23 protein-coding genes are annotated in these 20015 nt (G+C 66.2%); 10 read left to right on the forward strand and 13 right to left on the reverse strand.

What is annotated here, in order from left to right; translation table 11 throughout:
* Positions 1-57 precede the first annotated feature (57 nt).
* From C8N38_RS07345 to C8N38_RS07370, 6 genes are all read right to left on the reverse strand, one after another.
* Positions 58-867 carry a ParA family protein gene (locus C8N38_RS07345; RefSeq protein ID WP_108025685.1) on the reverse strand — a complete coding sequence of 270 codons (810 nt, stop codon included), beginning with the start codon at positions 865-867 and terminating at the stop codon, positions 58-60.
* Entirely contained in the window at positions 860-1480 is a 621-nt protein-coding gene (gene rsmG / locus C8N38_RS07350; RefSeq protein WP_108025687.1) for a 16S rRNA (guanine(527)-N(7))-methyltransferase RsmG, read from the reverse strand. Before rsmG ends, C8N38_RS07345 begins: the two co-directional genes overlap by 8 nt.
* Positions 1477-3342: a tRNA uridine-5-carboxymethylaminomethyl(34) synthesis enzyme MnmG gene (mnmG, locus tag C8N38_RS07355; RefSeq protein WP_108025689.1), complete on the reverse strand. Its 1866-nt coding sequence runs from the start codon at positions 3340-3342 to the stop codon at positions 1477-1479. Before mnmG ends, rsmG begins: the two co-directional genes overlap by 4 nt.
* A gap of 12 nt (positions 3343-3354) precedes the next feature.
* Positions 3355-4641: a tRNA uridine-5-carboxymethylaminomethyl(34) synthesis GTPase MnmE gene (gene mnmE / locus C8N38_RS07360; RefSeq protein ID WP_108025691.1), complete on the reverse strand. Its 1287-nt coding sequence runs from the start codon at positions 4639-4641 to the stop codon at positions 3355-3357.
* Positions 4642-4665: 24 nt separating this feature from the next.
* On the reverse strand, positions 4666-5937 hold the full coding sequence (gene rho / locus C8N38_RS07365) for a transcription termination factor Rho (RefSeq protein ID WP_075784138.1): 1272 nt from the start codon (positions 5935-5937) through the stop codon (positions 4666-4668).
* A gap of 132 nt (positions 5938-6069) precedes the next feature.
* Positions 6070-6519, reverse strand: a complete 450-nt coding sequence (locus C8N38_RS07370; protein WP_108025693.1) for a CopD family protein — start codon at positions 6517-6519, stop codon at positions 6070-6072.
* 452 nt (positions 6520-6971) lie between these two features.
* On the opposite strand from C8N38_RS07370, the gene C8N38_RS07375 reads away from it, so the two are divergent.
* The 4 genes from C8N38_RS07375 to dnaQ are packed head-to-tail and all read left to right on the forward strand — an operon-like array spanning position 6972 to position 9736.
* Positions 6972-7583 (forward strand): Maf family protein, encoded by a 612-nt coding sequence (locus tag C8N38_RS07375; protein ID WP_108025695.1) that lies wholly within the window; start codon positions 6972-6974, stop codon positions 7581-7583.
* A complete protein-coding gene (locus tag C8N38_RS07380; RefSeq protein WP_108025696.1) occupies positions 7580-8413 on the forward strand; it encodes a shikimate dehydrogenase in 834 nt (277 codons plus the stop codon). The genes C8N38_RS07375 and C8N38_RS07380 overlap by 4 nt, the downstream gene beginning before the upstream one ends.
* Positions 8410-9006, forward strand: a complete 597-nt coding sequence (gene coaE, locus C8N38_RS07385; protein ID WP_108025698.1) for a dephospho-CoA kinase — start codon at positions 8410-8412, stop codon at positions 9004-9006. Before C8N38_RS07380 ends, coaE begins: the two co-directional genes overlap by 4 nt.
* Positions 8999-9736 (forward strand): DNA polymerase III subunit epsilon, encoded by a 738-nt coding sequence (gene dnaQ, locus C8N38_RS07390; protein ID WP_108025700.1) that lies wholly within the window; start codon positions 8999-9001, stop codon positions 9734-9736. Before coaE ends, dnaQ begins: the two co-directional genes overlap by 8 nt.
* Positions 9737-9742: 6 nt before the next feature.
* Here dnaQ and secB read toward each other — a convergent pair whose 3' ends face one another.
* Both secB and C8N38_RS07400 read right to left on the reverse strand, forming a co-directional pair.
* A complete protein-coding gene (gene secB / locus C8N38_RS07395; RefSeq protein WP_108025702.1) occupies positions 9743-10249 on the reverse strand; it encodes a protein-export chaperone SecB in 507 nt (168 codons plus the stop codon).
* Between the two features lie 58 nt (positions 10250-10307).
* Positions 10308-10817 carry an FxsA family protein gene (locus C8N38_RS07400; protein WP_108025704.1) on the reverse strand — a complete coding sequence of 170 codons (510 nt, stop codon included), beginning with the start codon at positions 10815-10817 and terminating at the stop codon, positions 10308-10310.
* A gap of 111 nt (positions 10818-10928) precedes the next feature.
* On the opposite strand from C8N38_RS07400, the gene C8N38_RS07405 reads away from it, so the two are divergent.
* Positions 10929-11597 (forward strand): Tim44/TimA family putative adaptor protein, encoded by a 669-nt coding sequence (locus tag C8N38_RS07405; RefSeq protein ID WP_108025939.1) that lies wholly within the window; start codon positions 10929-10931, stop codon positions 11595-11597.
* A gap of 41 nt (positions 11598-11638) precedes the next feature.
* Here the strand turns inward: C8N38_RS07405 and C8N38_RS07410 are convergent, their stop codons facing one another.
* Positions 11639-12520, reverse strand: a complete 882-nt coding sequence (locus C8N38_RS07410) for a LysR family transcriptional regulator (protein WP_281258216.1) — start codon at positions 12518-12520, stop codon at positions 11639-11641.
* A 168-nt stretch (positions 12521-12688) separates the two neighbouring features.
* Here C8N38_RS07410 and bla point away from each other — a divergent pair, with 168 nt between their 5' ends.
* Positions 12689-13585, forward strand: coding sequence for a class A beta-lactamase (bla, locus tag C8N38_RS07415; protein ID WP_108025706.1), 897 nt, complete (start codon positions 12689-12691; stop codon positions 13583-13585).
* A 49-nt stretch (positions 13586-13634) separates the two neighbouring features.
* On the opposite strand, the gene efp is transcribed toward bla, so the two are convergent.
* Complete coding sequence (gene efp, locus C8N38_RS07420) at positions 13635-14201, reverse strand: elongation factor P (RefSeq protein WP_075784130.1); 567 nt, start codon at positions 14199-14201, stop codon at positions 13635-13637.
* 103 nt (positions 14202-14304) lie between these two features.
* Here efp and epmA point away from each other — a divergent pair, with 103 nt between their 5' ends.
* The 4 genes from epmA to C8N38_RS07440 all read left to right on the forward strand — a co-directional run bounded on the left by epmA (position 14305) and on the right by C8N38_RS07440 (position 17681).
* Entirely contained in the window at positions 14305-15342 is a 1038-nt protein-coding gene (epmA, locus tag C8N38_RS07425) for an EF-P lysine aminoacylase EpmA (protein ID WP_108025708.1), read from the forward strand.
* Positions 15343-15471: 129 nt separating this feature from the next.
* Positions 15472-15807, forward strand: a complete 336-nt coding sequence (locus C8N38_RS07430) for a hypothetical protein (protein ID WP_146176241.1) — start codon at positions 15472-15474, stop codon at positions 15805-15807.
* 308 nt (positions 15808-16115) lie between these two features.
* Positions 16116-17114, forward strand: a complete 999-nt coding sequence (gene mltA, locus C8N38_RS07435) for a murein transglycosylase A (RefSeq protein ID WP_108025943.1) — start codon at positions 16116-16118, stop codon at positions 17112-17114.
* Positions 17115-17186: 72 nt separating this feature from the next.
* On the forward strand, positions 17187-17681 hold the full coding sequence (locus C8N38_RS07440) for a Smr/MutS family protein (protein WP_108025712.1): 495 nt from the start codon (positions 17187-17189) through the stop codon (positions 17679-17681).
* A 6-nt stretch (positions 17682-17687) separates the two neighbouring features.
* On the opposite strand, the gene hslU is transcribed toward C8N38_RS07440, so the two are convergent.
* The 3 genes from hslU to trxA all read right to left on the reverse strand — a co-directional run bounded on the left by hslU (position 17688) and on the right by trxA (position 19991).
* Positions 17688-19001: an ATP-dependent protease ATPase subunit HslU gene (gene hslU / locus C8N38_RS07445; protein ID WP_108025714.1), complete on the reverse strand. Its 1314-nt coding sequence runs from the start codon at positions 18999-19001 to the stop codon at positions 17688-17690.
* Entirely contained in the window at positions 18998-19558 is a 561-nt protein-coding gene (gene hslV, locus C8N38_RS07450; RefSeq protein WP_108025716.1) for an ATP-dependent protease subunit HslV, read from the reverse strand. Before hslV ends, hslU begins: the two co-directional genes overlap by 4 nt.
* Positions 19559-19670: 112 nt before the next feature.
* The gene (gene trxA / locus C8N38_RS07455; RefSeq protein ID WP_075784124.1) at positions 19671-19991 is read right to left on the reverse strand and encodes a thioredoxin; all 321 of its coding nucleotides are present in this window, start codon (positions 19989-19991) and stop codon (positions 19671-19673) included.
* Positions 19992-20015 lie beyond the last annotated feature (24 nt).

Consider the following 20015-nt stretch of genomic DNA (forward strand, 5'->3'; position numbering starts at 1 on the left):
GACAGGCCGCGTCCGAGCCCGCGTTTTTCCGGTTGTCTCATGTCAGTCCCCCCTGCCTCAGGCGCCCACCGGCACCTTCGGCTCCAGCATTTCCAGTGCCAGCGCCCGATAGGCCTCGGCCCCGCGCGAATTCGGGTCATAATCGAGCACCGGCATCGCGTAGGACGGCGCCTCGCTGACGCGCACGTTGCGCGGAATCACGGTCTGGAAGACCAGGTCGCCCAGATAGGCCCGCGCGTCGTTCTCGACCTGTTGCGACAGATTGTTCCGCCGGTCGGCCATGGTCAGAACCACGCCCTCGATGCGAAGCGTCGGGTTTGCGGTCTGGCGCAACTCGCGGATGGTCAGCATCAGTTGTGACAGCCCTTCCAGCGCGAAAAATTCGCTTTGCAGCGGCACCAGCACCGAATGGGCCGCGACCATTGCGTTGACGGTCAGAAGGCTCAGTGCCGGCGGGCAATCGATCAGCACGAAATCGAACGCGTAGGCGTCAATTGCGGGCTGGCGCAAGGCATCGTGCAGCAGAAAGCTGCGCCGCTCGTTCGCCACCATTTCGATATCGGCCGAACTCAGATCCGTGGTCGACGGCGCGATATATAGCCTTTCAGACTTCGTCTTCACCAAGATATCGGACAAAGGAGCATCGCCGAGGATCAGATCATAAGTGGTTCTGGCCCGCGCGTCTGGGTCTATTCCCAGTCCGGTCGAGGCATTTCCCTGCGGATCGATGTCGACAATCAGCACGGTCTTGCCAAGCTCGACCAAAGCCGCGGCCACATTGATGGCGGTGGTGGTCTTGCCTACCCCACCCTTCTGGTTTGCCACAGCGATGATTTTCGGCCCCTTGGGGCGCGTAGGATCAGACACGGGCGATGCCTCCGAGTTTCAGAACGACGGCCTGCGGATCGGTCTTGCTGGGATGGTTTTGAACGTCGAACCGCCAGGATGCAAGCGCCGCGTCGATCTCGTCGGCGAAACGCGCGCCCTTTGGGAAAAGTGCTGTGCCGCCGGGGGCAAGATGCCGCTCCGCGTAGTCCAGAAGGCGGGGCAAGGGCGCCAAAGCACGCGCCGACAGGACATCCGCACCCTGCGGCTCGGCCAATTCGATTCGCGTGTCGATCACGTTTGTTGTAGCAAGACCGAGATCCCGGCATACCGTACGGAGGAACGTCGCCTTTCGCTGATCGCTTTCTACCAGCGTCACGCGCAGATCCGAAACCGAATCAGCCGCGAGAATCGCAATCACAAGCCCCGGAAAGCCTGCGCCGCTTCCCAGATCGACCCAATGGCGAGCATCGGGCGGACAAAGCGCGAAAAGCTGCGCTGAATCGTCGAAATGGCGGGTCTGCAGATCATCCAGCGTCGAGCGCGCCACGAGGTTGATCGCGGGGTTCCACTTGCGCAAAAGCACGGCATAGGCGGACAGTCGCCCGGATGTTTCACGTGAAACATCGCCGGCCGCCGGGATGGACTCCCTCATGCGGACCGCCGTTCGATCTGCCGCAGCCGCGCAAGAATGAGCGTGGCCGCCGCCGGGGTCATGCCGTCGATTCGCCCGGCCTGGGCCAGCGTTTCGGGGCGAGCCCTTGAAAGCTTGCCCTTCAGTTCGGTCGACAGGCCCTCCAGTTGATCGTACGGGAAGTCCGACGGGATCTTCTGAGCCTCATCCCGACGCATCGCCTCTACATCTTGGGCCTGCCGGTCGATATAATGCGCATATAGTGCGTCGCGTGCCAGTTGCGTGCGAATCTCCTGATCGACATCCTCAAGCCCGGGATCGAGCGGAATCAGGTCTTCGAACGTCACATCCGGGAAGGCGAGAAGGTCGATGCCGTTTCGACGAGCGCCGTCCGCGTTGACCTTGATTCCGGCACTCGTGATCTGCTTCGGCGTCAGCGAGAGGGATTCGAGCCGGTCGCGCGCCGCGGTCAACCGCTCCATCTTGTCGCCAAAGGCGCTCCTGCGCGCTTCCCCCACGCAGCCAAGGTCAAGACCAACCGGCGTCAGCCGTTGATCGGCGTTGTCGGCGCGGAGCGAGAGACGGAATTCGGCCCGCGAGGTGAACATGCGATAGGGTTCGCTGACGCCACGCGTCACCAAATCGTCGATCATCACGCCGATATAGCTTGTCGTCCGCGTGAACGTCGCCGGCCCCTGCCCCGCCACCTGCAGCGCGGCGTTGAGCCCGGCGACCAGCCCCTGGGCGGCCGCCTCTTCATAGCCCGTCGTCCCGTTGATCTGCCCGGCGAGGAAGAGACCGGGCACCTCGCGCAATTCCAAAGACGCGCGCAGCGCACGCGGATCGACATAGTCGTACTCGATGGCATAGCCAGGCTGCAGGATACGTGCCGATTCGAGCCCCTCGATGGAGTGGACGTAAGCCTCCTGCACGTCCTCGGGCAGCGAGGTCGAAACGCCGTTCGGATAGACGGTCGGATCGTCGAGGCCCTCGGGCTCGAGAAATATCTGATGCGACCCCTTGTCGGCGAAGCGCACGACCTTGTCCTCGATAGAGGGGCAGTAGCGCGGGCCGACGCCTTCGATATGGCCGCCGTACATCGCAGAGCGCGACAGATTTTCCCTTATTATTTCATGCGTTTGCGAATTCGTATGCGTGATCCCGCAGGCAACTTGCCGAGCCTCGACCCCGTTCGACAGAAACGAAAACAACACCGGATCCTCATCGCCCGGCTGGCTATCGAGCCGGTCCCAGTCGATGGTCCTTCCGTCAAGGCGGGGCGGTGTGCCGGTCTTCAGCCGACCGAGTGGAAGGCCGAAACTGTCGATCCTTTCGGCCAGACGCACCGAGGGCCGGTCACCGATGCGGCCCCCGGGGCTTTGCCGGTCACCGATATGGATGACACCCCGCAGGAACGTCCCGGTCGTCAGAACCACGGCGCCCGCCGTGATCTCAACCCCGTCGGCCAGAACGATTCCCGCAATTCGGCCATCACGTTCGATCAGATCGGCGGCCTCGCCTTCGATGATCTCTAGACCGGGCGTGGCGGTCAGCATCGCTTGCACGGCCTCGCGGTACAATTTGCGGTCGGCCTGGGCGCGCGGACCTTGCACGGCAGGCCCCTTCCGGCGGTTGAGAAGACGAAACTGGATCCCGGCGCGGTCGGCCGCCCGCCCCATCAGCCCGTCAAGCGCATCCACCTCGCGTACCAAGTGACCTTTTCCAAGCCCGCCAATGGCCGGGTTGCAGGACATCACGCCGATCCCGTCGCGGCGGAGCGTCACGAGGGCCACCCGCGCGCCCAGACGGGCGGCGGCATGGGCCGCTTCGGCGCCGGCATGGCCGCCGCCAACCACGACGACATCGAAGCTGCAATGTTTCACGTGAAACACTCCTCACTTTCCCAGGCAGAAACGCGCGAAGATCTCGTCGAGCAGGGTTTCAACATCGATCCTGCCAAGCAGAGACTCAAGCGCCCGCGCTGCGCGACGGATATCCTCGGCCGCCAGCTCTGTCGAGCCCATGCCGTGAGATAGCTGATTCTGCGCCTCCGCGATAGCGCCTCGCGCGCGCCGCATCGCTTCGGCATGCCGTTCTCGCGTGGCCGTGACCGCACGCGAGGCCCGGCTGTTGAGGATGGCCGCGATCCTTTCCACCAGCTCGGCGACGCCCTGCCCGGTTCGGCCGGACACCCCGGTTGTCCCATCGCCCAGATCGGCCTTGCCCCGCAGCACAATGTCATCCGGACCCTGCGCCAGGCCCTCGGTCCGGCCGCTGTCGTCCAGCAGGAACACCCGAAGGTCGGCCGCAGTCGCCCGCTCGATGGCCCGCGCAATGCCGATGGTTTCCACGTCGTCGGCGCTGTCGCGCAGACCCGCGGTATCGAGAAATGTCACCGGAAGGCCGCGCAAATCCATCCGCACTTCGATCACGTCGCGCGTGGTGCCGGCGTGTTCAGAGGTGATTGCCGCCTCGCGGCCCGCCAAGTGGTTCAAAAGCGTGGATTTTCCTGCGTTCGGCGGCCCAACGATGGCGATCTCGAAGCCGTCGCGTATCCGCTCGGCCATCGCAACGCCCTCGATCTCTGTCTGAAGCGCGGTTGAAACCCCGGAAAGAAGGGCCGTGACCTCGGGAGTCACGTCGACCGGCACGTCCTCGTCGGCGAAATCAATCGTGGCCTCCAGCAACGCGGCCGCGCGGATGAGAGACTCGCGCCACAGCGCAACCTTTTCCCCCAAAGCGCCCGAAAGAACGCGCAGGGCCTGACGTCTCTGCGCCTCAGTCTCGGCCTCCAGCAGATCTCCCAGCCCCTCGACCTGCGCCAGATCCAGAACGCCGTTTTCCAGAGCGCGCCGGGTGAATTCTCCGGGCTCGGCCAGCCGCAGCCCATCCTGTTCGCCAAGGGCGCGCAACACGGCAGCAACGGTGGCGGGGCTGCCATGGCATTGAAGTTCAACGACATCCTCGCCGGTGAAGCTCGCGCCTTTCGCAAAGCACAGCACCAGCGCCTCGTCCAGCAGCACGCCTTCGGCATTCGTCAGCCGACGCAAGCCCGCCTGCCGAGGTGCGGGCAGCGACCCGGCCAGGGCGCGCGCGGCCGTCATGGCCCGCGGACCGGAAATGCGGATCACGGCGACGCCCGCCTTTCCGCGTGCCGTCGCCTGGGCGAAAATCGTGTCCAGGGATCACCTCCGGGCGAAGCCGCCTCAGGTGTTCATCGAATCGAAGAATTCCGAATTCGTCTTGGTCTGCTTGAGCTTGGAAATCAGGAACTCGATGGCATCGGTCGTGCCCATCGGGTTGAGGATCCGGCGCAGGACGAAGGTTTTCTGCAGATCGGACTTGTCGACCAGCAGATCCTCTTTCCGGGTGCCCGATTTGAGGATGTCCATCGCCGGGAAGACCCGCTTGTCGGCCACCTTCCGGTCGAGCACGATCTCGGAGTTGCCCGTGCCCTTGAATTCCTCGAAAATCACCTCGTCCATGCGCGAGCCGGTGTCGATCAGGGCGGTCGCGATGATGGTCAGCGACCCGCCCTCTTCGATGTTCCGCGCGGCCCCGAAGAACCGTTTCGGCCGTTGCAGCGCGTTGGCGTCCACACCGCCGGTCAGCACCTTGCCCGAGGACGGCACAACGGTGTTATAAGCCCGCCCAAGTCTTGTGATCGAATCGAGAAGGATCACAACATCTCGTTTATGCTCGACCAGGCGCTTGGCCTTTTCGATGACCATCTCGGCCACCGCGACGTGGCGCGTCGCCGGTTCGTCGAAGGTCGAGGAAATGACCTCGCCCTTCACAGACCGCTGCATGTCGGTGACCTCTTCGGGCCGTTCGTCGATCAACAGGACGATCAGATAGGTCTCGGGGTGGTTGGTTTCGATCGAATTGGCAATGTTCTGCAGCAGGACCGTCTTGCCGGTCCGCGGCGGCGCGACAATCAGCGCGCGCTGGCCCTTCCCGATCGGCGCCACAAGATCGATGATCCGGGCCGACCGGTCGCGGATCGTCGGGTCCTCGATTTCCATTTTCAGCCGCTCGTCCGGATAAAGCGGCGTCAGGTTGTCGAAGTTGATCTTGTGCCGGGCCTGCTCGGGGTCCTGGAAGTTGATCTTCGTGACCTTGGTGATCGCGAAGTAACGCTCGTTCTCGCGCGGCGCCTGCATCACGCCCTCGACCGTGTCGCCGGTCCTGAGCGAATGCATGCGGATCATGTCGGGCGAGACATAGATGTCGTCCGGACCCGGCAGGTAGTTCGCCTCGGGCGAGCGCAGGAAGCCAAAGCCGTCCTGCAGCACCTCAAGGACGCCATCGCCCGAGATTTCCCAGCCATCCTCGGCGCGCTCTTTCAGGATCGAGAACATCATCTCGCCCTTGCGCATCGCCGACGCGTTCTCGATCTCAAGCTCTTCCGCCATGGCAAGAAGATCCTTGGGGCTCTGGGCCTTGAGATCGGCGAGGTTCAGACAGTCTTGGGTCATGGGAGAGCTTTGCGGATGACGGCGCCGGGCAGGCTGCGCACACGTTATACGGGAATCCCCGGACCGGACGGCCCGAGTTAAGGACGCTGCATAGTCCGGTGCGGGCCCCGAGTCAACTCGGAGCAGACCGGCCTAGAACTTGACCACCACCGAAAACACGATGACCAGCATCAGAAGCGTCGGCACTTCGTTCATCATGCGGAAGGTCCGGCCAGTCCGGGTGTTGCGGCCCGCGATGAAATCCTTGCGCCGCGCGCCCAGCCACATGTGAAACCAGGTCATCGCGATGACGCAGGCGCCCTTGGTATAGGGCCAGATCGAGTCCCAGTATACCACATTTGGTGTAAGCACCAAAGCCAGCCCGAAGACCCAGACCGCGATGATCGAAGGGTTCATGATGTAGCGGTAAAGCTTCATCTCCATGACCTGAAACAGCGCGTCCGTCTCGTGGCCCGGGGTCACCTTCTCGGTGTGATAGACGAAGATCCTCGGCAGATAGAACAACCCGGCCATCCAGGTCAGCACCGCAATGATGTGGAGCGACTTGGTCCACGGATACATGTTGGCCAGAAATTCCGACATTGTCTGCCTCGCTACGCTCGGTCGCCTACCGCGCCTCTTCTAGAGCAATAGGAAAAGAAAAGAAAAGATGATGTTTTTGTAGGGCCTGTGGACGGTGTGGATTACCTGTCCCTCCCCGGCTTCATCCACAGTTCTCGAGCCTGTGGAAGAAAGTGAAGATAACTCGTCACGATTTCTGCGAAAATCCTGCAACGATATGCAAAAAAAGGAGATTTTTGTCCTCATCTGACCTTCCGGCCTGTGGATAACTTCTGTGTATCTTGAGCGCGGCGATTCGCTAACAGGCGCCGTCGGCTATCATCCACGGTGGATTTGGACAGCCGGATTCTTGACATTTCCCCATCCGACCGGCACCCCAGCAGGCAGGCACCACTTATCCTGAAACCGTGCGACCGTCTCTCCTGGGTTTATCCACAGGGTTGCCCCGAATGCCCGAACCAATGTCCCGACCGATGCCCGAACCGACATCCGACCGCGTGATCCTTGCCTCCGGCTCGTCCATCCGCCGCCAGCTTCTGACCCGGGCGGGGCTTGTCTTCGAAACCTTGCCCGCGCGCGTCGACGAAGACGCGATCCGCGCCGCGATGGAGGCCGAGGGCGCCGGGCCGGGCGACATCGCCGAGGAACTGGCGGCCTTCAAGGCCAAGCGGGTGGCCGAAAAGCACCCCGGCACCCTGGTGATCGGCTGCGACCAGGTGCTGGCCCATCGCGGCAAGGTGCTGGCCAAGGCCGAAACTCACGAGGCGGTGCGCCAGCAGCTGCGCAGCCTGCGCGGCGGCAAGCATCAGCTTCTGTCGGCGGTGGTGGTCTATGACGACATGCGCCCGCTTTGGCGCCATGTCGGCGAGGTCTCGCTGACGATGCGGCCGTTTTCCGACCACTACCTGGACGAGTATCTTGACCGCAACTGGCCCGCCGTGCGCGATGCGGTGGGCGGCTACAAGCTGGAAGAAGAAGGCGTGCGTCTGTTTTCTACCATCGAGGGTGACTATTTTGATGTTCTGGGTTTGCCCTTGCTACCGCTGCTGACCTTCCTGACGACCCGAGGAGTTTTGATGGCATGAGTGACAAGATCCCCCTGGCCGGTGTCATCGGCTCGCCCATCGCGCATTCGAAATCGCCCCTGCTGCACCGCCACTGGCTGGAACGCTACGGCATTCGCGGATTCTACATTCCGATGGATGTGGCCCATGCCGACCTGAAGCAGGTGCTCGAGGCGCTGCCGCGCATGGGATTCGTGGGCATCAACGTCACGATTCCGCACAAGGAAACCATCCTCAGCCTTGCCGATTCCGTGTCGGACCGCGCCGCCCTGATCGGGTCGGCCAACACGCTGATCTTCCGCGCCGACGGCAAGGTCTATGCCGACAATACCGACGGGATCGGCTTCATCGAGAACCTGCGTCAGGGCGCCCCGGGCTGGGACCCGACCGCTGGACCCGCCGCCGTGCTGGGCGCGGGCGGTGCCGCGCGGGCGGTGGTGGCCGCGCTGTCGGAACAGGGCGTGCGCGAAATCCGCGTCTCGAACCGCACCCGGTCGCGCGCCGAGGCGCTGCGGGCCGAGTTCGGCCCCAAGATCGTGGTGCATGACTGGGTGCAGGCGGCGGCGATGATCGACGGCGCCGCGACGGTGGTGAACACCACTTCGCTGGGCATGGTCGGCAAGGCCGAGTTCAAGGTGCCGCTCGACGCGCTTTCGCCCGATGCGGTGGTCAGCGACCTGGTCTATGTGCCGCTGGAAACGGCTTTCCTGCGCGAGGCGCGGGCGCGTGGCTGTGTCGCTGTCGACGGGCTGGGGATGCTGCTGCATCAGGCCGCGCCGGGCTTCGAGCGCTGGTTCGGCCGCCGTCCCGAGGTCGACGAGGCCGCCCGCGCGGTTCTTCTCGACGCATGAGCCGGCCGTTTCTTCTGGGCCTGACCGGGTCCATCGGCATGGGCAAGTCGACCACCGCCGCACTGTTTCGCGAGCGGGCCGTGCCGGTCTGGGATGCCGATGCCGCCGTGCACGGCCTTTATGCCGAGGGCGGCGCCGCGGTTGGACCCATCGGCGGCCTTTGCCCCGAGGCGGTCCGCCGGGGCGCGGTCGACCGTGCGGCGCTGAAGGACTGGATCGCCCGCGAGCCCGAGGCGCTGATGCGGATCGAGGCCGTGGTGCATCCGCTGGTCGCGGCCGACCGTCAGGCCTTCATCGACCGGCACCGCGACGCGCCGCTTCTGGTGCTGGACATCCCGCTTCTGTTCGAGACCGGGGCCGATAAATGGCTCGACGCGGTGCTGGTGGTGACCGCGACGCCGGAGGTTCAGCGCGCCCGGGTGCTGGACCGTCCGGGCATGACCGAGGCGCAGCTGGACGCCATCCTGGCCCGCCAGATGCCCGATGCCGAAAAACGCGCCCGCGCCGATCATGTGATCGAGACGCTGACGCCGGACCATGCCCGGGCCGAGGTCGTGGCGCTGATCGAAAAGCTGGGGGCCGCCGATGCGTGAGATCGTTCTCGACACCGAAACCACGGGCTTCGAGCCCGAAACCGGCGACCGGATCGTCGAGATCGGCGCCGTCGCGCTCTGGAACCATCTGCCCACCGGCGAGACGTTTCACGTCTATATCAACCCCGGCCGCGACATGCCGGACGAGGCCTTCGGTGTGCACGGGATCGGGCCGGATATTCTGGCCAACCCGCGACCGGCCAAGCCCGGCGAGGTCACCCTGCGCGACAAGCCGCCGTTTTCCGAGGTCGGGCAGAAATTCCTCGATTTCGTGCAGGATTCGAAACTGGTGATCCATAATGCCAGCTTCGACATGAAGTTCCTGAATGCCGAGCTTGGTTGGCTGGGTCTGCCCAAACTGCCGATGGGCCAGGCGATCGACACGCTGGCCATGGCGCGCAAGAAGTTTCCGGGTTCGCCCGCGACGCTGGATGCGCTCTGCCGTCGCTTCGGCATCGACAACACGATGCGCGAAAAGCACGGCGCGCTGCTCGATTCCGAGATCCTGGCCGAGGTCTATCTGGAACTGATCGGCGGCCGACAGCCCGATTTCATGCTGGCCACCCGGTCCCGGGCCGCAAGCGCCGGGTCCGAGGCCGAGGCGGCGGCCTGGCGTCCGCGTCCGCGGCCGACCCCCCTGCCCCCGCGCCTTACAGACGAAGAAGCCGCCGCCCATCGGGCCTTTGTCGAGGCGATGGGCGACGGCGCGCTTTGGAAAAGCTACGACTGAGTGGGTTTAGGCGGTCCCGCTCGGCGTCTGTTCGTTCTGAACGGCGGCGGCGCGGCGCGCGATTTCCTGACGGTACAGCGCCACGAAATCGACCGGCTCGAGGTTCAGCGACGGGAAGCCGCCGTCACGCGTCACGTCCGACACGATGCGCCGCACGAAGGGGAACAGCATCCGCGGGCATTCGATCAGCAGGAAGGGATGCAGCTGGTCCTCGGGCACGTTCTCGATATGGAAGAGCCCGGCATAGTCCAGTTCCATCAGGAAAAGCTGGCTTTGGTCGGCCTTGTTCTTCGACGAGACGGTGAACTTGGTGATGATCTCGTATTGATGCTCGGCCGGACGCTTGCGCGCGTCGAGTGCCACCTGCACCGTCACGTCAGGAGTCACCTCGCCCGAGGCGCCCTTCTGGACCAGAATGTTTTCGAAGGACATGTCCCGGATATACTGGCCCAGGATCTGCATTCTCACTTGCGGCTGCTGCGCGGCGGCGCCGTTGCCCTCGGTCTCGCTCATGGCGTGCTCCTGCGAAGGGTTGCGTTGCGCCTTCGCTTAGCAGGTCGGCCCCCGTCGCTCAATGCCGCGTCCAGCCCGAAGGCGGCAGCGAGTCACGGTCTTCCGGAACGTCTTGCGATGACAGGTCCTCGAAATCGCCGTCGATGATGTCTTCGCGGGCCGGGCGCGGCCGGGCATGGGCCGTGCCGCCGCGCGGCGGGGCGCCGAAGCCGACCGATTGCACCACCACGCGTTTGGACAGCCAGCGATAGGCCGCCGCCCGAACCGGCGGGATCAGCAGCAGAAGACCCATCGTGTCGGTGAAAAAGCCCGGCGTCAGCAGCATCGCCCCGGCAAAAAGGATCATCGCGCCATGGGCCAGGGGCTCGGTCGGGTCGCGCAACTCGTTGAACGAACTGCGCACCTGCGACAGCGCCAGCGCGCCCTGCTGGCGCATCAGCCAGGTGCCCGCCACGGCGGTCGCCAGCACGATGCCCAGCGTCGGCCAAAGCCCGATCAGCCCGCCCACCTGGATGAAAAGCGCGATTTCGATCAGCGGGATCGACAGGAACAGCAGGAAAAGCCACATTGCATCACCTCATTCTGCTTCGGGCGGCCCGGTGGACTTGATCGAAGGCGTGCCTTACATATGTGCGGTAACGCTTCGATACAAACGCTTCCCGCGACCCGCGAGGTTTTCATGAGCTCTGCCATCATCCAGCTTCTGGTTCTCGCCGGGATCGCCGTGTTCCTGATCCTGCGGCTTCGGTCCGTTCTTGGCACGCGCGAAGGGTTTGAAAAGCCGCCCGTGCAGATGCCCGATCCCGCGGCGCGCCGGGCCGACAACCGCCGGTCCTTCGAGGTGATCGAGGGCGGTCCCGATACCGACATCACCGATCATGTCGAAGATGGCAGCCCGGCCGCGAAGGCGCTTGCGGCGATGAAGCTGGCCGAACCGGGCTTTTCGGTCGGCGAATTCCTCCATGGTGCGCGCGGCGCCTATGAGATGATCCTGATGGCGTTCGAACATGGCACCATCGAGGATGTCGCGGCGTTTCTGGCCCCCGATGTCCGCGACAGCTTTGCCGAGGTGATCCGGCTTCGCGAGGAACAGGGGCTGTCGGTCGATGCCAATTTCGTCGGCGTGCGCGAGCTGTCGCTGAAGGATGCGACCTATGACCGCGACACCGGCGAGGCCGAACTGATGGTGCGGTTTGTTGGCGAACTGACCTCTGTCGTGCGCAACGAGGCGGGCGAGATCGTCGAGGGCAGCCCCAGCGAAATCAAGCGTCAGCGCGATGTCTGGACCTTTGCCCGCGTGATGGGCTCGGACGATCCGAACTGGCAGCTCGTCGCGACCGACGAGTGACGCGCCACGCCCCGCTGCGGCGGCACGCCTAAAGGGCCCCCTCATTCCCCGTTCAGCGCCTCGGCCTTCAGCCAGGCGGCAAAGCAGGTCATTTCCGGCGTCAGCGCCCGGTCTGCCGGATAGGTCAGGTAATAGCGCCCCGCGGGCAGCTCGACCGCGAAGGGCTGGACCAGCGTGCCCGCAGCGATCTGCCGCGCGAACATCGGCACCGGCAACAGCGCTACGCCCGCGCCTTCGGCGGCCAGATCGGCCAGCGCGATCGAGGAATCGAAGACCGGGCCGGTCAGCGGCGGACAGGGATGGCCTGCGGCGGCGAACCAGCGCGGCCACTCGTCGCTGCGATAGCTGCGCAGCAGCGGCGCGCGCGCCAGATCGGCCGGGCTTTTCAGGCGCGCCGCCAGACCGGGCGCGCAAAGCGGCGCCAGCGGGGCCTCGACCAGCGGCTCGGCTGCGATCCCGGTCCAGAGCCCGCTGCCGAAGCGGATCGCCAAGTCGAGCCCCTCGCGCAGGATCTCGACCCGGTTGTTGTTGGTCGAGATCCGCAGGTCGATCCGGGGATGCGCCCGGGTGAAGGCGGGCAGGCGTGGCATCAGCCAGCCAAGCGCGAAGGTCGTGACCACGCCCACCTTCAGCACCTCGATATGGTGCCGCCCCGCGATCCGGTCCAGCGCCCGCGCCATCGCGTCGAACCCCTGTTCCAGCACCGGAAACAGCATTCGCCCCTCGTCGGTCGGCACCAGCCCGCCGGGCGTGCGCAGCAACAGCGCGGTGCCCAGCAGATCCTCGAGCCGCGCGATCTGATGGCTGACCGCTGCCTGTGTCACCCGTAGTTCGACCGCCGCCCGGGTAAAGCTGCCCTGCCGCACCGCGACTTCGAAGACGCGCAGGGCGTTCAGCGGAATGTCGGGCCGGTCCATCGCCATTACCTCAGCTCATGCGGCGCGTGACGATTTCTCGTTGGTCCCGGACGGGGCGCCTCGCTATCAGATCTACAGGACAACGCGCGCTGTCTGAACATCCTCGATCCCCATGACCGGCCCTTTCGGGCCCGGACCCGGCCCGCCGGTCGCAGCCAAGGAGTGTCCTTCGCGATGTCCTATCCCCTTCGACTGCCCCGCCTTCTGGCGGGACTTGCCCTCGGCCTTGCGCTGTGCGGCCCCGCCCTTGCCCGCACTGCGGAAGACGACGCGGCCCGGGCCCTGACCGACACCATCGCCCGGCTTGAAACCGCCCTGCCCGCGCGGATCGGCGTCGCGATCCGCGACAACGGGTCCGACTGGGGCTGGAGCCACCGCGACTCCGAACGGTTCCTGATGGCCAGCACCTTCAAGTCGGTGCTGTGCGGCGCCGTGCTCGATCGCGCCGACCGGGGGCTGCTGTCGCTGGGCGATGCGGTGGCGATCCCGCCCGAGGCGATCCTTGACTATGCCCCGGTGGCCGAGACCCATGTCGGCGGGACGATGACGCTTGGCGATCTCTGCCTCGCCACTCTCGACATGAGCGACAACACCGCCGCTAATCTGCTGATCGACCGGCTGGGCGGCCCGCAGGAGGTGACGGCCTTCCTGCGCCGGATCGGCGATCCGGTGACGCGGCTCGACCGCACCGAACCCGGCCTGAACCTGTTCGACCCGGCCGATCCGCGCGACACCACCAGCCCGGCGGCGATGGCGGCGACCTGGCAGAGGCTGTTGCTGGGGGATGTGCTGTCGCCCGCCTCTCGGGCCCGCCTTGCGGACTGGATGAGCCATGGCTCGGTCACCGCGTCCCTGATCCGTGCCAGTACGCCGCCGGACTGGACGGTCTCGGACAAGTCGGGCGGCGGCAGGGACTATACCCGCAATCTGGTGGCGATGATCCAGGCCCCGGGCCGGGCGCCGGTCGTCGTGGCGATCTATCTGTCCGATTGTCCCGCCGACTGGGCCACGCGCAACGCCGCAGTGGCCGAGATCGGAGCGGCGGTGATCGCGCTTCTGAAGACGCGCTAGGCGTCCTCGGGTCCGGCCGCGCGGCAGGCGGCCGGACATCCCGCCCGCATCAGTCCTTCGAGCGTTCGACGTAGGTGTTGTCGGCGGTGTTGATCACGATCCGGGTGCCGACATCGATATGGGGGGGGACCATCACCCGCACGCCGATATCGGTCATGGCGGGCTTGTAGCTCGACGAGGCGGTCTGCCCCTTCACCACCGGTTCTGTCTCGGCGACCTCGACCACCATCTTCTGCGGCAGTTCGATCGAGATCGGGTTGCCCTCGAAGGTCTGCAGGAAGACCCGCATCCCGGGCTGCAGGTAGGCCGCCGAGTCGCCGACCACGTCGGGATGCGCCGCCACCTGGTCGAAGCTCTCGGGGTTCATGAAGTGGAACCCTTCCGCGTCGTCGTAAAGGAAGTCGTATTCGCGCTCGTCGACATTGGCCTTTTCCACCTGTTCGGTGGTCTTCCAGCGCTCGGTGGTCTTCACGCCGTCCGAAATCCGGCGCATGTCGACCGACGTGGTGGGCGTGCCCTTGCCGGGATGGAAGTTCTCGGCCTTGAGAACGACGTAGAGCTGGCCATCCTTTTCGACGACGTTGCCCTTGCGGAGCGAGGAGGCGATGACTTTCACGGGGGTTTCCTTGTGGACGGTCTTGCTGCGGTATATCCGGCTGATCGGACACGGCCCTAGCCGAACTTGGCGCGAAATTCCAGAAGAAAGAAAGGCGCAGCGCATGACCGACACGCCCTGGTGGACCCCGACCCGGCATGCCGACCGCCGCCCGGCGCTGTTGGCGCGCAACCGCGTGCAGGCCGCGATCCGGGGTTGGCTGGCGGATCAGGATTTCGTCGAGGTCGACCCGCCGGCGCTGGTCATCAGCCCCGGCAACGAGGCGCATCTGCATGCCTTCGCGACCGAAGCCATCGGCACGGACGGGGGGACGCGGCGGATGTATCTGCACACCTCGCCCGAATTCGCGATGAAAAAGCTGCTGGCCGCGGGCGAAACCCGGATCGCGGCCTTCGCCCATGTCTGGCGCAACCGCGAAAGCGGGCCGCGCCACAGCCCCGAATTCACCATGCTGGAATGGTATCGCGCGGGTGAGGATTACACCCGGCTGATGGAGGACACCGCCCGCATGCTGCAACTGGCCTGCGAGGCGGCGGGCACAAGGCGGCTTTGCCATGACGGGCAGAACTGCGACCCCTTCGCGCCTGTCGAGCGGCTGTCGGTCGCGCAGGCCTTTGCCGATCATGCCGGGATCGACCTTCTGGCGACGCTTGCGCCCGGGGGCGGCACCGACCGCGACGGGCTTGCCGCCCAGACCGCTGCTGCCGGCATCGCCTTTGGCGCGGAGGACAGCTGGTCGGACATCTTCAGCCGGGTTCTGGTCGAGAGGATCGAGCCGCATCTGGGGCGCGGCCGGATCACCGTGCTCGACCGCTATCCGGCCGCCGAGGCGGCGCTGGCGCGGGCCTGCGCTGACGACCCGCGCGAGGCCGAGCGGTTCGAGGTCTATGCCTGCGGGGTCGAACTGGCCAATGGCTTCGGCGAGCTGACCGACCCCGCCGAACAGCGCCGCCGTTTCGAGGCCGAGATGGACGAGAAAGAGCGCGTCTATGGCGAGCGCTATCCGCTGGACGAGGATTTTCTTGCGGCGCTGGCGCTGATGCCGCCCGCCTCGGGCATCGCGCTTGGCTTTGACCGGCTGGCGATGCTGGCCACGGCCGCGCCGCGGATCGAGGACGTGCTCTGGGCTCCGGTGTCCTGACCCCCTCCGCTCGGTGCCGCGGTTCCAAACGCTGCGTCAAATTTTCTCCCGGCGCGAAACGGCTGGCCTTTTCATTCCGGGAAGCTATTCACCCTTTCGTGATGAGTTCCATTTTTTGAGGTCGCTGCAGTGAAATTTCGTTTCGTCGGACTGTTGTCCTGTGCCCTGGTCTTGTCGGTTTCCGCCTGTGCCAAACGCCCCGACGCCATCGCCCCCGCCCCGATGCCCGCCGGTATGTACGACAAGATGAGCTGCGCGAAGGCGCGCGACGAGCTGATGAAGGTCAATGCCGAGGTCGAAGAGCTGTCGCGCAAGCAATCGGGAGCCGCGACGGCCGATGCGATCGGCGTCTTCCTGATCCTGGTGCCGATGTCGACCCTTTCGGGCGGCGACAAGGCGGGCGATCTCGCGGCCGCCAAGGGCCGGAAACTGGCGCTGGAAGCGCGGCTCGAAAACTGCCGCTGACCGGCTGCCCGGCCCGGCGGACTGCGGCCTGCCGGGTCAGCCTGTCTTTCGATCATTCCGCCGATCCGGGCCGGTTTCGGCACATCCGGTCTGGGACCGGGCGGCGTTTGGCGCTATCACGGGGCTTGGCCCCGACCTGCGCCCGGGGCGCGCGCCTGCGCCCGGCCGGACCCGGGTCGGGCGGAACGCGGCGCAGCGGATCGCGACAGCAGGGCCCCGTGGAAAAGCGCAGCGCAGCACCCTCCCCGACCGGCGACGCGGCGCCGACGCGCGCGCTTCGCGGCTTCGGGGCCGCGATCTGTCTGGCGATGGCCCTGGGCGGCGCCGGCCCGGGCACGGCGGCGCCGTCGGTCGAGATGCTCTCCTTTGCCGATCTCAAGGGCTGGGACACCGACGACCATGCCCAGGCGCTGGCCGCTTTCCGCGAAACCTGCCCCGACCTGCCAGATCCGCCCTGGACCGCGCTGTGTGCCCTGTCCGAACGGCAATCGAGCGCCCGGAGCTTCTTCGAGCTGTTTTTCCGGCCGGTCCTGATCGGCGGCGACAACCCGGCGCTGTTCACCGGCTATTTCGAGCCCGTGCTAAAGGCCGCCCGCGCCCCAGATGCCCGGTTCCGGTACCCGATCTACCGCCTGCCGCCCGACCTTCCCGCCGACCGGCCCTGGTTCTCGCGCCGCGAGATCACCGAAGGCGGGGTGCTTGACGGGCGCGGGCTGGAAATCGCCTGGCTTGAAGACCCGGTCGATGTGTTCTTTCTTCAGGTGCAGGGATCGGGTCGGCTGACCCTGCCCGACGGTGCCCTGCTGCGCGTCGGCTATGGCGGCAAGAACGGCCACGACTACCGCTCGATCGGCAAGGAGCTGGTCCGGCGCGGGGTCTATGAGGCGCATCAGGTCTCGGCCCGGGTGATCCGCGCCTGGGTCCGGCGCCATCCCGAGGCGGGGGCGGACCTTCTTCTGCACAACCCGTCCTTCGTCTTCTTCCGCGAACTCGACGCGCTGCCGCCGGGCAAGGGGCCGCTCGGGGCGATGAACCGGCCGGTCACGCCGATGCGCAGCCTTGCGGTCGACCCCGCCTACGTGCCGCTGGGCGCGCCGGTCTGGATCGAAAAGGGCGGGCGGTATCCCTTGCACCGGCTGATGGTCGCGCAGGACACCGGCTCGGCGATCAAGGGGGCGCAGCGGGCCGACATCTTCTATGGCACCGGCGCGGGTGCCGGGCGGCTGGCGGGCGAAGTGCGCGATCCGGGCCGGATGGTGGTGCTGCTGCCGATCGACCTGGCGCTTGCGCTGCTGCCCGGAGGCTGAGCGTTGCGTCGTCGCCGCCTCAGCCGCGAGGACCGCGCAGTTTGGGACGAGGTCGCGCGCCGGGTTCGCCCGATGCGCGATGCGCCCCCCGAGCCCCTGCCCGATGCGCCGCCCGCCCCGGCCCCGCCCCTCAAGGCGCCCGCGCCGCCGCTGGCACCGTTCCGGCTGGGCGCGAAGGCGCCGCCCCCGGCCGCCGCGCCCGACCCGGCCCCGGCCGCGATCCGCATGGACCGCAAGGCGTTTTTGCGGATGAAGGGCGGCAAGCTCGACCCCGAGGCGCGGATCGACCTGCATGGCATGACGCTCGCCGAGGCGCATCCGGCGCTGATCGGGTTCATTCTGCGCAGCCAGGCCGACGGGCGGCGGCTGGTTCTGGTGATTACCGGCAAGGGGCGCGGCACGGAATGGGAGCCGGCCTTTGTCGACCGGCGCGGGGTCTTGCGGCGGCAGGTGCCGCACTGGCTGCAGCAGGCGCCGCTGACCGGCGCGGTGCTGCAGGTGACCCCCGCCCACCGCAAGCATGGCGGCGAGGGCGCCTTCTACGTCTATCTGCGGCGCCCCCGCTAGGCGGGATCAGAGGATATAGCGGGTCATGTCGGCTGATCTGGTCAGCTCGCCCAGGTTCTTCTCGACGAAATCCGCATCGACCCGCACGCTGTCGCCGCCCCGGTCGGGCGCGGTGAAGCTGAGTTCCTCGAAGACCCGTTCCATCACCGTGTAAAGCCGCCGCGCGCCGATATTCTCGACGCTCTCATTGACCTCGGCTGCGACCTTGGCCAGCGCCGCGATGCCGTCCTCGGTGAACTCGACGGCGACATTCTCGGTACCCATCAGCGCTGTGTATTGCCGGGTCAGGGCGTTGTCGGTCTCGGTCAGGATGCGGACGAAATCGCCCTCGGTCAGCGCCCTCAGCTCGACCCGGATCGGCAGGCGCCCCTGCAATTCGGGCAGCAGGTCCGAGGGCTTGGCGATATGGAACGCACCCGAGGCGATGAACAGGATATGGTCGGTCTTCACCGGCCCGTATTTGGTCGAAACGGTCGTGCCCTCGATCAACGGCAAGAGGTCGCGCTGCACGCCCTCGCGGCTGACATCGGCGCCGCGCATGTCGGAGCGGGCGCAGACCTTGTCGATCTCGTCGAGGAAGACGATGCCGTTTTCCTGCACCGCCTCCAGCGCGGTCCGGTTCACCGTCTCGTCGTCGAGAAGCTTGTCGGCCTCTTCCGAAATCAGGATCTCGTAGCTCTCGGCGACGGTCATCCGCTTCTTGACGGTGCGCCCGCCGAAGGCCTTGCCGAAGAGATCGCCCAGCGACATCATCCCCTGCTGTCCCTGCCCCGGCGCCATGCCCGGAAGCTCCATCCCCTGCAGGGGGTTCGAGGTGTCCGCGATCTCGAGCTCGATCATCGTGTCGTCAAGCTCGCCCTTCTTCAGCTTGGTGCGGAACATCTCGCGGGTTTGCTGGCGTGCGTCCGATCCGGCGATGGCGGCGATCACCCGGTCCTCGGCAGCCTTGTAGGCGGCGGCCTTGACGTCCTCGCGCATCCAGTCGCGGGTCTGCACCAGCGCGATATCGACCAGATCGCGAACGATCTGTTCCACATCGCGGCCGACATAGCCGACCTCGGTGAACTTGGTCGCCTCGACCTTGATGAAGGGCGCCCGGGCCAGCCTGGCCAGACGGCGCGAGATCTCGGTCTTGCCGACGCCGGTCGGGCCGATCATCAGGATGTTCTTGGGATAGACCTCCTCGCGGAGGTCGTCGGCCAGCTGCTTGCGCCGCCAGCGGTTTCGCAGCGCGACCGCGACCGCGCGCTTGGCATCGCTCTGACCGATGATGAACCGGTCGAGTTCCGAGACGATTTCGCGGGGGGTCAGGTCGGTCATCGGGAAATGGTCTCCACCGTCAGGTTGCCGTTCGTGTAGACGCAGATATCGGCCGCGATCGCCATCGCCCTGCGGGCGACGTCTTCGGCCGAAAGCTCGGTATTTTCCATCAGCCCCCGGGCCGCGGCCAGCGCGTAGTTGCCGCCCGATCCGATGGCGGCCACGTCGAATTCGGGGGCAAGCACGTCGCCCGCGCCGGTGATCACGTAAAGCTCGGCCCCGTCGCTGACGATCAGCATGGCCTCGAGCTTCTGCAGATACTTGTCGGTGCGCCAGTCCTTGGCCAGCTCGACCGCGGCGCGCTGAAGCTGGCCCGGGGTTGCCTGCAGCTTGGCCTCCAGCCGTTCCAAGAGTGTGAAGGCATCGGCCGTCGATCCGGCGAACCCCGCGACGACGTCATAGCCGCCGGGCGACAGGCGGCGCACCTTTCGGGCGGTGCCCTTGATGACGGTCTGGCCCAGGCTGACCTGACCGTCGCCGGCGATCACCACCTGTCCGCCGCGGCGGACGCCGATGATGGTGGTCCCGTGCCATCCGGGAAACTCGGTTTTCGACATGCCGTTCTCCTGCGATTTCCGGGTCCGATATATGCGCCCGATGCTGCCCCACAAGCCGGGCACGAAAAAGGGGCGCCGGGGCGCCCCTTTGTCTCAGTCGGGATCTGGCGGATCAGACCGACTCGTGGATCCAGTTCTGCAGCGCGGCCTTGGGCGCGGCGCCGATCTTGCTGGAAATGACTTGCCCGTCCTTGAACAGGAAGAGCGCGGGGATGCCGCGCACGCCCAGCTGGGCCGGGCTGGTCGGGTTGTCGTCGACATTGACCTTGACGATCTTCACCTTGCCTTCCAGTTCGACCGACAGCTCTTCCAGGGCCGGGCCGATCTGCTTGCAGGGGCCGCACCATTCGGCCCAGAAATCGACGACGACGGGAATGTCGGACTGGCGCACCTCGGCGTCGAAGGTGTCGTCCGTGACGGCATGGGTGGGCATCTGGGTCTCTCCTTGGAACCTGGG

The organism is Rhodovulum kholense (assembly GCF_003053725.1).
Lineage (GTDB): Bacteria > Pseudomonadota > Alphaproteobacteria > Rhodobacterales > Rhodobacteraceae > Rhodovulum > Rhodovulum kholense.